The organism is Cellulomonas palmilytica (assembly GCF_021590045.1).
Lineage (GTDB): Bacteria > Actinomycetota > Actinomycetes > Actinomycetales > Cellulomonadaceae > Cellulomonas > Cellulomonas palmilytica.
The window spans coordinates 1838649-1851322 of record NZ_CP062221.1; the positions used below are offsets into that span (position 1 = coordinate 1838649).

Annotated in this window: 15 protein-coding genes; 8 read left to right on the forward strand and 7 right to left on the reverse strand. The window is 74.9% G+C overall.

The window, feature by feature from the left end; translation table 11 throughout:
• Positions 1–101: 101 nt before the first annotated feature.
• Positions 102–488 (forward strand): DUF1304 domain-containing protein, encoded by a 387-nt coding sequence (locus tag F1D97_RS08415; protein ID WP_236123370.1) that lies wholly within the window; start codon positions 102–104, stop codon positions 486–488.
• A 6-nt stretch (positions 489–494) separates the two neighbouring features.
• Here F1D97_RS08415 and F1D97_RS08420 read toward each other — a convergent pair whose 3' ends face one another.
• Positions 495–1526, reverse strand: a complete 1032-nt coding sequence (locus F1D97_RS08420) for a heparan-alpha-glucosaminide N-acetyltransferase domain-containing protein (protein WP_236123371.1) — start codon at positions 1524–1526, stop codon at positions 495–497.
• A gap of 170 nt (positions 1527–1696) precedes the next feature.
• On the opposite strand from F1D97_RS08420, the gene F1D97_RS08425 reads away from it, so the two are divergent.
• The 4 genes from F1D97_RS08425 to F1D97_RS08440 are packed head-to-tail and all read left to right on the forward strand — an operon-like array spanning position 1697 to position 5660.
• Positions 1697–2512 carry a methyltransferase domain-containing protein gene (locus F1D97_RS08425; protein WP_236123372.1) on the forward strand — a complete coding sequence of 272 codons (816 nt, stop codon included), beginning with the start codon at positions 1697–1699 and terminating at the stop codon, positions 2510–2512.
• A gap of 19 nt (positions 2513–2531) precedes the next feature.
• The gene (locus F1D97_RS08430; protein WP_236123373.1) at positions 2532–3317 is read left to right on the forward strand and encodes a fumarylacetoacetate hydrolase family protein; all 786 of its coding nucleotides are present in this window, start codon (positions 2532–2534) and stop codon (positions 3315–3317) included.
• A gap of 37 nt (positions 3318–3354) precedes the next feature.
• A complete protein-coding gene (gene gltX / locus F1D97_RS08435) occupies positions 3355–4869 on the forward strand; it encodes a glutamate--tRNA ligase (RefSeq protein ID WP_396022573.1) in 1515 nt (504 codons plus the stop codon).
• Positions 4866–5660 (forward strand): HAD family hydrolase, encoded by a 795-nt coding sequence (locus tag F1D97_RS08440; RefSeq protein WP_236123374.1) that lies wholly within the window; start codon positions 4866–4868, stop codon positions 5658–5660. The genes gltX and F1D97_RS08440 overlap by 4 nt, the downstream gene beginning before the upstream one ends.
• 6 nt (positions 5661–5666) lie before the next feature.
• Here F1D97_RS08440 and F1D97_RS08445 read toward each other — a convergent pair whose 3' ends face one another.
• From F1D97_RS08445 to aroA, 4 genes are read right to left on the reverse strand one after another with little or no spacing between them, the layout of a single operon-like run.
• Positions 5667–6446 (reverse strand): class I SAM-dependent methyltransferase, encoded by a 780-nt coding sequence (locus F1D97_RS08445; protein WP_236123375.1) that lies wholly within the window; start codon positions 6444–6446, stop codon positions 5667–5669.
• Positions 6447–6476: 30 nt separating this feature from the next.
• Positions 6477–7274, reverse strand: a complete 798-nt coding sequence (gene hisN, locus F1D97_RS08450; protein WP_236123376.1) for a histidinol-phosphatase — start codon at positions 7272–7274, stop codon at positions 6477–6479.
• A gap of 22 nt (positions 7275–7296) precedes the next feature.
• On the reverse strand, positions 7297–8373 hold the full coding sequence (rsgA, locus tag F1D97_RS08455; protein ID WP_236123377.1) for a ribosome small subunit-dependent GTPase A: 1077 nt from the start codon (positions 8371–8373) through the stop codon (positions 7297–7299).
• A complete protein-coding gene (gene aroA, locus F1D97_RS08460) occupies positions 8370–9674 on the reverse strand; it encodes a 3-phosphoshikimate 1-carboxyvinyltransferase (RefSeq protein WP_236123378.1) in 1305 nt (434 codons plus the stop codon). Before aroA ends, rsgA begins: the two co-directional genes overlap by 4 nt.
• 50 nt (positions 9675–9724) lie before the next feature.
• Here aroA and F1D97_RS08465 point away from each other — a divergent pair, with 50 nt between their 5' ends.
• Complete coding sequence (locus F1D97_RS08465) at positions 9725–10582, forward strand: hypothetical protein (RefSeq protein WP_236123379.1); 858 nt, start codon at positions 9725–9727, stop codon at positions 10580–10582.
• A 131-nt stretch (positions 10583–10713) separates the two neighbouring features.
• On the opposite strand, the gene F1D97_RS08470 is transcribed toward F1D97_RS08465, so the two are convergent.
• On the reverse strand, positions 10714–11193 hold the full coding sequence (locus tag F1D97_RS08470; protein WP_236123380.1) for a DoxX family membrane protein: 480 nt from the start codon (positions 11191–11193) through the stop codon (positions 10714–10716).
• A gap of 86 nt (positions 11194–11279) precedes the next feature.
• On the opposite strand from F1D97_RS08470, the gene F1D97_RS08475 reads away from it, so the two are divergent.
• Together F1D97_RS08475 and rsrA are read left to right on the forward strand one after the other, a co-directional pair.
• Positions 11280–12191 (forward strand): sigma-70 family RNA polymerase sigma factor, encoded by a 912-nt coding sequence (locus tag F1D97_RS08475; RefSeq protein WP_396022587.1) that lies wholly within the window; start codon positions 11280–11282, stop codon positions 12189–12191.
• Positions 12191–12478, forward strand: a complete 288-nt coding sequence (gene rsrA / locus F1D97_RS08480; RefSeq protein WP_236123381.1) for a mycothiol system anti-sigma-R factor — start codon at positions 12191–12193, stop codon at positions 12476–12478. The genes F1D97_RS08475 and rsrA overlap by 1 nt, the downstream gene beginning before the upstream one ends.
• A gap of 105 nt (positions 12479–12583) precedes the next feature.
• On the opposite strand, the gene F1D97_RS17545 is transcribed toward rsrA, so the two are convergent.
• Positions 12584–12658, reverse strand: coding sequence for a 50S ribosomal protein bL37 (locus F1D97_RS17545; protein WP_118766687.1), 75 nt, complete (start codon positions 12656–12658; stop codon positions 12584–12586).
• Positions 12659–12674: the final 16 nt, after the last annotated feature.

Genomic DNA, 12674 nt, shown 5'->3' on the forward strand with positions numbered 1-12674 from the left:
TCGGTGGGTGGACGGGTTCACCCGCCACGTGTCCGGCACCCTCACGGGCGTTACCGGCGCAGTGCTCGTCGCGCTCGCGACAGGCTGCCATGCTGGCGGACATGGTGGTCGTCGTCGCGGTCCTCGCGCTGCTGTCCGCGGTGCTGCACGTCGTGATCTTCGTGTTCGAGGCGGTGCTGTTCCGCCGCCCGGACGTGCACCGTCGGTTCGCGACGAAGCCGCAGGACGTGGAGGCGGTCGCGCCGTGGGCGTTCAACCAGGGCTTCTACAACCTGTTCCTCGCGGTGGGCGCGGGCGTCGGGGCGGTGCTCACGCTCGCGGAAGGCCCGCGAGCGCCCGGTCTCGCTCTGGTGCTGCTCGCGTGCGGGTCGATGCTCGCGGCGGCCGTGGTGCTCGCCGCGACCGACCGGCGCATGCGGCGCGCGGCGCTCACGCAGGGCGCGTTCCCGCTGCTCGCGGTGGTGGCGGCGCTCGTCTCGCTGGTGTGAGGCGTCTCAGACGAGCGGGGTCTCGCGCGGCACCAGCCGCTCGGCGACGCGCGTCGACACGCCGTGCAGGAGCCGTTCGAGCGGCCCGCGTCCCAGCCACGCGCGCCACGCCCAGCACACGAGCACGGTGCCGACGACGAACGCGACCCACGACTCCCACCGCGGCTCCCACACGACCGCCGGACCGATCACGGCGACCGCGACGACCTGCGCGGTGTACGCGGTGAACGCGAGCGCACCGACCGCAGCGACGGGCGACAGCACGCGCGGGACGCGCGCCGCGGCGGCCAGGCTCGCGCAGATCACGAGCAGCGCGACGCCGGTGTTCCCGACGACCTCGAACGTGCTCGAGGAGTGCGGCGCCGTCGAGGTCAGGGGGTGGTCGAGGACGAGCGTGCGCGCGAGCCACCCGCCCCCGTACCCGGCGACGACGAGCGCGGCGCCGAGCAGGGCGGCCCGGCGCTGCACGCCGGCCGACGTCAGGTCGCACCTGCCGAGCGCGAGGCCCGCGAGCAGGTAGGCGAACCAGACGAGCGCGGGGTAGTGCGGTCCGACGAGCAGCACGGCCAGGTCGCCGAGGAGCCCCGCACCCGGGTCGGTGTTCAGCTCGAACGCGCCGCGCACGAGCGGCGCGACGAGCGCGACCCCCGCGGCGGTCGCGACGAGCGTGCGCACCGGCCACGTGAGGACCAGGCAGCCCGCGAGGAACAGCACCGCGTACGTGGGCAGGATGACGAGGATCGGCGTGTCCAGCCGCTCGAGCAGGAGGCCCACGACCAGGACGACGACGGCACGCGCCGCGACGCGCACGCGGGCCCGCGTCAGGTCGCGCTCCACCACGGGCGACGGGCCGCCCGACAGGAGCGCGAGCGAGAGCCCCGCGAGGACGACGAACAGCGCGGACGGACGGCCGTCGGCGCTGTCGAGCACCCGGTCCAGGACCGAGCCCGGCACGGGCGCGTACGGGCCGACGTGCGCGGTGATCATGCCGAGGACGGCGATCCCGCGCGCGACGTCGATCCCCACGAGCCGTGCCACGCGTCGAACGGTACGGCGTGTGGCGCGTCCGCCGCAGGGGCGGTGGGGCGGGGGACCGCGCCAGGGCGCGAACTGCGCATCCGGGGCCGTCCGGCCACCCGCGTCTCGCATGATGGGCCAGCGCGTCCCGTGTCTTGATCATCCCCCCGCTCCCGCGCCTACCCTCGCGTGTGAGCACCCGCAACGACGTCTACGTGCACGGCCACCACGAGTCGGTCCTGCGCTCCCACCGCTGGCGCACGGCCGAGAACTCGGCCGCGTACCTGCTGCCCGTCCTGGAGAGCGGCTTCCGCCTGCTCGACGTCGGCTGCGGTCCGGGCACGGTGACGATCGACCTCGCGCAGCGCGTCGCGCCGGGCGAGGTGCACGGCATCGACGCGTCGAGCGCCGTCATCGAGATCGCCCGGAAGGCCGCCGCGGACGCGGGCGCGCTCAACGTGACGTTCGAGGTCGGCGACGCGTACGAGCTGCCGTTCGAGGACGGCGCGTTCGACGTCGTGCACGCGCACCAGGTGCTCCAGCACCTGACCGACCCGGTCGCCGCGCTGCGCGAGATGAAGCGCGTGACGCGCCCGGGCGGCGTGGTCGCGGTCCGGGACTCCGACTACTCCGGCATGACCTGGTACCCGCCGTCGGCGGGGCTCGACGAGTGGTCGGCGCTCTACCACGAGGTCACGCAGGCCAACGGCTCGGAGGCCGACGCGGGCCGTCGGCTGCTGCAGTGGGTGCGCGAGGCCGGCTTCGACCCCGCGGGCGTCTCGCCGAGCGCGGGCGTGTGGTGCTACGCGACGCCCGAGGACCGCGCGTGGTGGGCCGGCCTGTGGGCGGACCGCTGCGTCGCGTCGAACTTCGCGCAGCAGGCGATCGAGCACGGCCTGGCCGACGAGGTCGGGCTCGAGCAGCTCGCCGACGCGTGGCACGAGTGGGGCCGCCAGCAGGACGGCTGGTTCGCCGTGCTGCACGGCGAGGTCCTCGCCCGCGCCTGACGCCACCTAGGCTGGGACCGTGCGCATCGCCAGGTTCACCATCGGTTCGGATCCCCGCTTCGCCCTCGTGGAGGGGGAGCCCGGCTCGGAGGAGCTCGTGGTCATCACGGGCGACCCGATCTACACGCCCGTGCAGCCCACGGGGGAGCGCATCCCCCTGGACGACGACGCGGTGCGCCTGCTCGCCCCCGTGATCCCGCGGTCCAAGGTCGTGGGCGTGGGCCGCAACTACGCCGACCACGCCGCGGAGATGGGCAACGAGGTCCCGACGCAGCCGCTGCTGTTCCTCAAGCCGAACACCTCGGTGATCGGCCCGGACGACCCGGTGGTGCTGCCCGACTGGACCGAGGAGGTGTCGTACGAGGCCGAGCTCGCGATCGTCATCGGCAAGCTCACGAAGGACGTCGCGCCCGAGCGTGCGCTCGACCACGTCTTCGGCTTCACGGTCGCGAACGACATCACGGCGCGCGACATCCAGCGTTCGGACTCGCAGTGGACCCGCGCCAAGGGCTTCGACGGCTCGTGCCCGATCGGCCCGTGGATCGTCCCCGGGCTCGACGTCGACGACCTCGCGGTGCGCTCGCGCGTCAACGGCGAGACGCGCCAGGACGGCCGCACGTCGCAGATGGTGTTCGACGCCGCGTTCCTCGTCTCGTACGTGAGCGAGGTCTTCACACTGCTCCCGGGCGACGTGATCCTCACCGGCACGCCCGCGGGCGTCGGCAGCATCGTCGACCGGGACGTCGTGGAGTGCGAGGTCGAGGAGATCGGGGTCCTGCGGAACCCGGTGCTGCGCCGCCGCTGAGCACGGGGCCCCGACGCGCCCGACTACCCTGGGACCCGTGACCACCCCCGCTGTCGACGGCTCCGCCGTGCGTGTCCGCTTCTGCCCGTCCCCGACCGGCCTGCCGCACGTCGGCATGGTCCGCACCGCGCTGTTCAACTGGGCGTACGCGCGGCACACGGGCGGCACGTTCGTCTTCCGCATCGAGGACACGGACGCGGCGCGCGACTCCGAGGAGAGCTACCACATGCTCCTCGACGCGCTGCGCTGGCTGGGCCTCGACTGGGACGAGGGCGTCGAGGTCGGCGGCCCGCACGAGCCGTACCGGCAGTCGCAGCGCTACGACCTGTACCGCGACGTCGTCGCGAGGCTGCTCGAGGGCGGCTACGCGTACGAGTCGTGGTCGACGCCCGAGGAGATCGAGGCGCGGCACCGCGCCGCGGGCCGCGACCCGAAGCTCGGCTACGACGGCTTCGACCGTGACCTCACCGAGGAGCAGAAGCTCGCGTACCGCGAGCAGGGCCGCGAGCCGGTCATCCGCGTGCGGATGCCCGACGAGGACATCACGTTCACCGACCTGGTCCGCGGTGACGTGACGTTCAAGGCCGGCTCGGTGCCGGACTACGTGATCGTGCGCGCCAACGGCCACCCGCTGTACACGCTGGTCAACCCGGTCGACGACGCGCTCATGGGCATCACGCACGTGCTGCGCGGCGAGGACCTGCTGTCGTCGACCCCGCGCCAGGTGGTCCTGTACCGCGCGCTGCTCGAGCTGGGCCTTGCCTCCGTGATGCCGGAGTTCGGCCACCTGCCGTACGTGATGGGCGAGGGCAACAAGAAGCTGTCGAAGCGCGACCCCGAGTCGAACCTGTTCCTGCACCGCGAGAACGGCTTCACCCCCGAGGGCCTGCTCAACTACCTGTCGCTGCTGGGCTGGGGCCTGTCCGCGGACCGCGACATCTTCACGGTCGACGAGCTCGTCGCGGCGTTCGACGTGCACGACGTGAACCCGAACCCGGCGCGCTTCGACCTCAAGAAGGCGGAGGCCATCAACTCCGCGCACGTGCGCATGCTCGCGCCCGACGACTTCCGTGACCGCCTCGTGCCGTACCTGCACCACGCGGGCCTGGTCCCCACGGACTCGTTCGCGGACCTGTCCGACGAGCACCGGGCGCTGCTGACGAAGGCCGCGCCGCTCGTGCAGGAGCGCATGACGCTGCTGGGCGAGGTCGTCGGGATGCTCGGCTTCCTGTTCGTCGCGGACGACGAGCTCCACGTCGAGGAGGACGGGCGCAAGGCGCTGCGGGACGGGGCCGACCAGGTCCTCGACGCCGCGACCGCCGCGCTCGACGCGATCCCGGCCGACGGCTTCACCACCGAGGCGACGCAGAGCGCGCTGCAGGCCGCGCTGGTCGACGAGGGCGGGCTCGGCATCAAGGCGCGCCTCGCGTACACGCCGCTGCGCGTCGCCGTGACCGGCCGCCGCGTGTCCCCGCCGCTGTTCGAGTCGCTCGAGCTGCTCGGCAAGGGCTCGACGCTGGCCCGCATCGCGTCGCTGCGCGCGTCCCTGTGACGACGACCGCGCGGGACACCTCGACGACGGGCACGCCGACGGGCACGCCGACGGGCGCTCTCGTCGACGGGGTCCTGTTCGACATCGACGACACGATCGTCGACACCCGCAGCGCGTTCGTCGCGGCCCTCGCCGCGGTCACCGCGCGCTACCTCCCGCCGCTGCCGGCGGACGAGGCCGCGCGCCGCGACGAGGCGCTCCTGGCGATGTGGCGCGCCGACGTGAACGGCCACTACCGGCGCTACACGCGCGGCGAGATCGCGTACCTCGAGCAGAAGCGGGAGCGCGCCAACGAGCTGCACGCGGCGCACGGCGGCCCCGAGCTCGACGAGACGGCGTTCGCGGCCTGGGACGCGGTGTTCGACGCGGCGTTCCGCGCCGCGTGGGTCGCGCACCCCGAGACCGAGGCGGCGCTCGTCGCGCTGCTCGACGCGGGGATCTCGCTCGGTGCGCTGTCGAACGCGCAGACCTCGATGCAGACCGCCAAGCTCGCCGCCGCGGGCCTCGCCGACCGCGTGCCGCTGCTCGTCGCGGTCGACACGCTCGGCTTCGGCAAGCCCGACCCGCGCGTGTTCCTCGAGGCGTGCCGCCGGCTCGGCACCGACCCCAGGCGCACCGCGTACGTGGGCGACGAGGCGGACGTCGACGCGCTCGCGGCCCGGGACGCCGGCCTCGTCGGCGTGTGGCTCGACCGGCCCGGCTCGCGCCGGCACCCGGTCGACGAGCAGACCGTCACGGGCGTCGCCGTGATCCGTTCGCTCGCCGAGCTGCCCGGCGTCCTGGGGCTCTGAGGACCGTCAGGGCGCGGTGACCGTGCGTGCGCGCCAGCAGCGCGTGACGTACGGCAGCTCGGCGGACGTCCGGCCGACGAGGTCGGGGTGGGTGCGCCACAGCGCGTCGACCTCCGCGAGCAGCACGTCGCGGTCGGGCGGGGACATCGCGATGAGGTGGCTGCGGCTCGCGGCGAGCGCGCGCAGCTCCTCGGGACGGATGGTGCGCGTCCAGACGACCTCGGTGCGCTCCCACGGCCCGACCTGCGGACCCGCGACCGGGTCCTCGCGGCGCGAGTAGTCGAGCGTGTCACCACGGTGCACGATCTCGAAGTAGGCGTCCGCCCACGCGCTGACACCCTCGGCGAGCACGTTCCAGACGAGCGCGAGCGTGCCGCCGGGCCGCAGCACGCGCGCGACCTCGCGCGTCGCCGCCTCGGGGTCGAACCAGTGCCACGCCTGCCCGACGGTCACGACGTCCGCGCTCGCGTCCGGCAGACCGGTGTCCTCCGCGGTGCCGCGTCGCGCGTCGACGTCCGGCAGCGCCGCGCTCAGGGCGGCGCGCATGCACTCGTCGGGCTCGACCGCGGTGACCCGCAGCCCGCCCAGCGCGACGAGCCCGGCCGTGAGCTTGCCGGTGCCCGCGCCGAGGTCGACCACGTCGCGCGCGCCGGGCGGGACGAGCCACGCGACCGCCTCGGCGGGGTAGGAGGGTCGCGCCGCCGCGTACGCGGTGACGCTGCGACCGAACGACGTCGAGCGCACGCGGTGCAGGTCGCTGCGCCGGTCCTGGTCCGGCTCCGTCATCATCGCCCCCTCGACAGTCCCCGGACGGCCTCAGCCCGGCAGGTCGAGGCGTGCCACGACCTCGTCGTGCAGCAGCCCGTTCGTCGCGACAGCGTTGCCGCCGAACGGCCCCGGGACGCCGGCGACCGACGTGAACCGCCCGCCCGCCTCGGTGACGATCGGCACGAGCGCCGCCATGTCGTGCAGCGCGAGCTCGGGCTCGGCCGCGAGGTCCACCGCGCCCTCCGCGACCAGCACGTACGACCAGAAGTCGCCGTAGGCGCGCGTGCGCCACACGGTCCGCATGAGGTCGAGGACCTGCGGGAGGCGGTCCACGTCCTCCCAGCCGGTCAGCGAGGAGTACGAGAACGACGCGTCCTCGAGCCGGTCGACACGCGAGACGTGCAGCTGCGTGGCCTGCGACAGCGACCGCCCGGTCCACGCGCCGGACCCCTTCGCCGCCCACCACCGGCGCCCGAGCGCGGGGGCGCTCACGAGCCCGACCACCACCTCGTCACCGTCGAGCAGCGCGATGAGCGTCGCCCACACGGGCACGCCGCGCACGAAGTTCTTGGTGCCGTCGATCGGGTCGACCACCCAGCGGCGCGGCCCGTGCCCCGTGTCGGGCAGCTCCTCGCCGTGCACCGCGTCGCGCGGGCGCGTGCGCGACAGCTGCGAACGCACGAGCTCCTCGGCCGCGCGGTCAGCGTCGGACACCGGCGTGAGGTCCGGCTTGGTCTCCACCACGAGGTCCAGCGCCTTGAACCGCGACAGGGTCAGCGAGTCGACCTGGTCGGCGATCACGTGGGCGAGGCGCAGGTCGTCGTCGTACCCGGTCCGCAGGCTCATGGCGCCACCGTAGCGGTGCGGGTCACGGCGCCGCGGGCGTGTCCGCCTCGCTCGTGCCGAGCCGGCTCGCCAGGATGCGTCGGAACGAGTCGACGCGCGCCGCGCGCGCCGCCCGTTCGGTGTCGTCGTCCGCCGCGGTGACCCACTCGTCGAGCCCGCAGTCCGGCGCGTCCGCCGCGTGCGTGCAGCCGCGCGGGCACAGCTCGTCGGACGCCTCCCCGAGGTCCGCGAACGCGTGCAGCAGGTGGTCGGGGTCGACGTGCGCGAGCCCGAACGACCGCACGCCGGGCGTGTCGATGACCCACGTCGGGGCGTCCTCGCCGGGGACGCGCAGCGCGACCGCCGACGTCGACGTGTGGCGACCGCGCCCGGTGACGGCGTTGACGACGCCCGTCGCACGCTGGGCGTCGGGCACGAGCGCGTTCACGAGCGTCGACTTGCCTACGCCGGAGTGCCCGACGAGCACGGACGTGCGTCCGGCGAGCGCGGCGCGCAGGTCCGCGAGCCCGTGGATGGTGCGCGCGTCGCGCGGACCCTGCGCGTGCGTCACGACCGTGCGCACGCCCACGGGCGAGTACATCCCGACGAGCTCCGCGGGGTCGGCCAGGTCCGCCTTGGTGAGCGCGAGCAGCACGTCCATCCCCGCGTCGTACGCGGCCGCGACGCACCGGTCGATCATGCGCGTGCGCGGCTCCGGGTCCGCGAGCGCGGTGACGATCACGAGCTGGTCGGCGTTCGCGACGATGACGCGCTCGACGGGGTCGGTGTCGTCGGCCGTGCGGCGCAGCACCGTGCGGCGCTCGGTGATCCGCACGATGCGCGCGAGCGAGCCCTCCGCACCGGACGTGTCGCCGACGAGGTCCACCAGGTCACCGGGGACGACCCGCTCGCGGCCCAGCTCGCGGGCCTTCATCGCGGTCGCGGGCCGCTCGTCGGGACCGTCGGCGTCGACGAGCACCGCGTACCGGCCGCGGTCGACGCCCGTGACCATCGCGCGCTGCGCGTCCGCGTGCTCCGGGCGCTGCTTGGTGCGCGGCCGCGACCCCTTGCCGGGCCGGATCCGCACGTCGGACTCGTCGTACTGCCTCCGCCTCGTCACGAGGGGGCGTCACCCGCCAGCATCCGGTCCCACAGCCCGACGAAGTCCGGGATGGTCTTCGCGGTCGTCGCGACGTCCTCGACCTGCACACCCGGCACGCGCAGCCCGACCAGCGCGCCCGCGGTCGCCATGCGGTGGTCCGCGTACGAGTGCCACGCGCCGCCCGTGAGCGGGCGCGGCGTGATGACCAGGCCGTCGGCCGTCTGCTCCGCCTGCCCGCCGAGGCGCGTGATCTCGCTCGCGAGCGCCGCGAGCCGGTCGGTCTCGTGGCCCCGCAGGTGCGCGATGCCGCGCAGGCGCGTCGGGGAGTCGGCCAGCACCGCGAGCGCCGCGATCGTCGGCGCGATCTCGCCCGCGGCGTGCAGGTCGAGGTCGACGCCGCGGATGACGCCCGTGCCGGTCACGGCGAGCTCGTCGCCCACGAGCGCCGTGGTCGCGCCCATGCGCTCGAGGATCCCCGGCAGCAGCGCGCCGGGCTGCGTGGTCTGCGCGGGCCACCCCGGGACGCGGACCGTGCCGCCCGCGACCAGCGCCGCGCACAGGAACGGCGCCGCGTTCGACAGGTCGGGCTCGACGCGCACGTCGCGGCCCGCGACCGGCCCGGGTGCGACCTCCCAGATCGCGGGGCGCGAGTCGTCGACCTGCACGCCCGCGGCGCGCAGCGTCTCGACCGTCATCTCGATGTGCGGCAGGCTCGGCAGCGTCGGCCCGGTGTGCCGCACGACGAGGCCCTGGTCGAACCGCGCGGCGGCGAGCAGCAGCCCCGAGACGAACTGGCTCGACCCCGAGGCGTCCACGTCGACGTTGCCGCCGCGCACCGAGCCGTGCCCGTGCACCGTGAACGGCAGCCGCCCGGGCTCGCCCTCCTCGTCGACGCGCACGCCCAGCGCCTGCAGCGCCCGGATCACGGGGCCCATGGGACGCGCGAGCGCCTCGACGTCACCCGTGAACCGCACCGGGCCGTCGGCGAGCGCCGCGACCGCCGGCAGGAACCGCATGACCGTGCCCGCGAGCCCGCAGTCGATCGTCACGCCACCGCGCAGCGGACCCGGCGTGACGGTGACGTCGTCGCCCAGGGAGGTCGCCACCCCCAGCTGCCCGAGGGCCGCCGCCATGAGGCGCGTGTCGCGCGACAGGAGCGCCGAACGCAGGCGGCTGGGGCCGTCCGCGACGGCGGCCAGGACGAGGTAGCGGTTGGTGAGCGACTTCGACCCGGGGACCTCCACGCGCGCGTCGAGCGGTGCGGTCGCGGTGGGCGCCGGCCACAGCGGCAGGGACGTCGGGGGGAGGGTCGCGGTCATGGCGCCCAGGCTAGTCACGCGCAGCGGCGCGGACGGTCTAGGCTCACGCCGTGAACACGCAGAATCCGGACATCCTGCCCCTCGGCCCCGCCCCTCGTCCCACCGCGGACGACGACCTGAGCGCGCGGCTGCGCACCGCGCTGACCACGTCCGCGGGCGTCGAGCCCGCGTCCGCCGACCACCTGCGCGTGACCGCGAGCGTCGCGGGCGCGGACGTCCCGACGCTCGACGTCGACCTCACGGGCGTCACGGTCTCGCCGCGTGAGGCGCGCGCGTCGCGCGCGTCGGCGCCCGCGCTCGCTCCCGCCACGCGCGAGCGCGGCACCGTCGGCAAGCTGCGCGTCGAGGCGCACCCGGTGACGGTCGTGGGTGCCGCGGTCGACGTCGTGGTCGAGGCCGCGGGCGTGCCGTTCGAGTGGGTCGAGACCGCCGACGGGGCCCTCGGCCTCGCGTGGGTCGAGCCCGACGCGTCGAGCCCCGTCACCGGGTCCGCGCGCCTGGCGATCCCCGCGCACGCGATCCAGGCCGCCGCCGAGCGCGTCGCGGCCCAGCTCGCGGCCGCCAACGGCCTGAAGCTCGCCCGGCTCGACGTCGACCTCGCGCCGGCGGGCGGCAACGGCGTCGCGGTCACCGTCGAGGCGCAGGTGAAGAAGGCGCTGCTGTCGGCGACCGTCGAGGCCGGCATGACGGCCGTCGTCGACGACGCGCTGGGCGTCACGCTGCGCGACGTGCGCGTCACGAGCCGCAACCCCGTGGTCGCGGCCCTCCTGGTCGCGGCGCGCAGCCGCGTGGAGCGCTACGACGGGCGCCGGTTCGACCTGGTGTCCGAGCTGCCCGCCGGCATCCGGCTCGCCGACGTGCGCGTCACGGTCGGCGACGAGGTGGTGCTCACGGCTCGCGCGCAGTGACCCGTGACCGCGCAGTGACGTCCTGACGGCGACGCGCCGTCCGCTGGCCCCGTGCCGTGCGGGCGGCGCCTCCGTCGTCGTCGTGACTCGGCGGTGGGCCCGATCGCCCGGGTACCGGTGCGACCTCTGGGTCAGTCCTCGTCCGCCTTGGCGGCCACCCGGCGCTCGTGCGCGTCCTCGAGGCGCCAGCGCAGGCCGGGGCGGCCCTCGCGGTCGGCGGCGACGAGCACGGCGCCCGCGGCGAACGCCAGCGAGCGGACCAGGCGGTCCCGGCGCGCCTTCTTCTGGTGCGGCGTCCGCTCGGCGCGGTCCGGCAGGTTCACCAGGACGAGCGGCGCCGTGAGCCCCGCGAGCGCGAGCGCGGCCGTGCGCGGCGCCTTGCCGACCGCCAGCGCGAGCGCGGCCAGCGCGACCGCCGCCCCGTGCGCGCGGACCAAGGCGGTGAGCTGCTCGTCCGTCAGGTCGACGCGCGCGCTCGGTGCCGCGCTCTCGACGCGGTCGACCGCTGCCCGCGCCGCGGCGACGTGCGGTGCGGGGGAGCGCAGCGCGTCGATGCCCTCGGTCAGGAACCACGAGGCGAACAGCGGGCGGGCGATCCGGCGAAGCAGCACGGGGGGACCCCTTCCGACGGTCGGCGGTTGGCCTCACGCTACTGCGCGCGGGAATCGAGCGCCGCCCGCGCGTGTTGCGCCCTGACATGACGTGTGTCGCCGAGCCCGCCACGGAGCCCGCACCGGGGCCCACCCCAGCGGTCGTCGTCGACCCCCACGGCGGGACGTCCGCGTGCACCGGAACGGGCCGCGGCCTGGTCGGTGCCCTCGTCGACCTGGTGGCGGCGCTGTCCGTACCGCGACCCTCGTCCGGTGACGCACGGGTGGCGGGCATAGGCTCGGCCCCGATGAGCGACGACACGCCCGACCCCCAGCCGGTCGGCGCCACGAGCCCCGACGCCGAGTCGATGATCGAGCCGGTCATCGAGCCGATGCCCGCGGGCGGGTCCCGCGCGCCCGACGCGGAGGACGAGGCCGCGCGCGCCGCGCGGTTCGAGCAGGAGGCGCTCGTCTACCTCGACCAGCTGTACGGCGCGGCGCTGCGCATGACGCGCAACCCCGCCGACGCGGAGGACCTGGTCCAGGAGACGTTCACCAAGGCGTTCGCGGCGTTCCACCAGTACAAGCCGGGGACCAACCTCAAGGCCTGGCTGTACCGGATCCTCACCAACACGTACATCAACACCTACCGCAAGAAGCAGCGCGAGCCGCAGCAGTCGCACGCCGAGGAGATCGAGGACTGGCAGCTGGCGCGCGCGGCCTCGCACACCTCGGCCGGGCTGCGCTCGGCAGAGGCCGAGGCGCTGGACCACCTGCCGGACTCGGACGTCAAGGACGCGTTGCAGCGCATCCCGGAGGAGTTCCGGATCGCGGTCTACCTCGCGGACGTCGAGGGCTTCGCGTACAAGGAGATCGCCGAGATCATGGGGACGCCGATCGGGACCGTGATGTCCCGCCTGCACCGTGGCCGCGGTCAGCTGCGCGAGCTGCTCGCGGACTACGCGCGGGAGCGCGGGCTCGTGCCCGCCGCGCACGGCTCGTCGAAGGAGGGCGAGTGATGACCGGGAGCGACTGGACCGAGCCGCGGGTGTCGGCCACGGGCTGCGACTGCGACGAGGCGGTCTCGGAGCTGTGGGCCTACCTGGACTCCGAGCTGGAGCCCGTCGAGGCGGAGCGCGTCAAGGCGCACCTCGAGGGCTGCTCGGGGTGCCTGAGCGAGCACGACGTCGAGCTCGTCGTGAAGAAGCTCGTGCGTCGCTGCTGGCAGCAGGAGGACCAGGCGCCGGCCGAGCTGCGCGCGCGCATCCACGCGACGCTCACGACGATCCGCATCACGCAGGCCTGAGCGGTCCCGGACGAGGGACGTCACGCACGACGAAGGCCCCGCCACCTGGACGGTGTGCGGGGCCTTCGTACGGGTGCGTCGGCGGCGACCCTGCTGAGCGTGCGCTCAGGCGTTGGGGCGCTTGCCGTGGTTCGCCGCGCTCCCGGCGCGGGAGCGGCGCTTGCGGCCACGCTTGCTCATGGGGCTTCCCTTCGTC

Coding starts and splice junctions, on each gene's coding strand:
- F1D97_RS08415 (WP_236123370.1), top strand. CDS start 102: ATGGTGGTCGTCGTCGCGGTCCTCGCGCTGCTGTCCGCGGTGCTGCAC.
- F1D97_RS08445 (WP_236123375.1), bottom strand. CDS start 6,446: ATGACGGAGCCGGACCAGGACCGGCGCAGCGACCTGCACCGCGTGCGC.
- hisN (WP_236123376.1), bottom strand. CDS start 7,274: ATGAGCCTGCGGACCGGGTACGACGACGACCTGCGCCTCGCCCACGTG.
- aroA (WP_236123378.1), bottom strand. CDS start 9,674: ATGACCGCGACCCTCCCCCCGACGTCCCTGCCGCTGTGGCCGGCGCCC.
- F1D97_RS08475 (WP_396022587.1), top strand. CDS start 11,280: ATGACGTGTGTCGCCGAGCCCGCCACGGAGCCCGCACCGGGGCCCACC.
- rsrA (WP_236123381.1), top strand. CDS start 12,191: ATGACCGGGAGCGACTGGACCGAGCCGCGGGTGTCGGCCACGGGCTGC.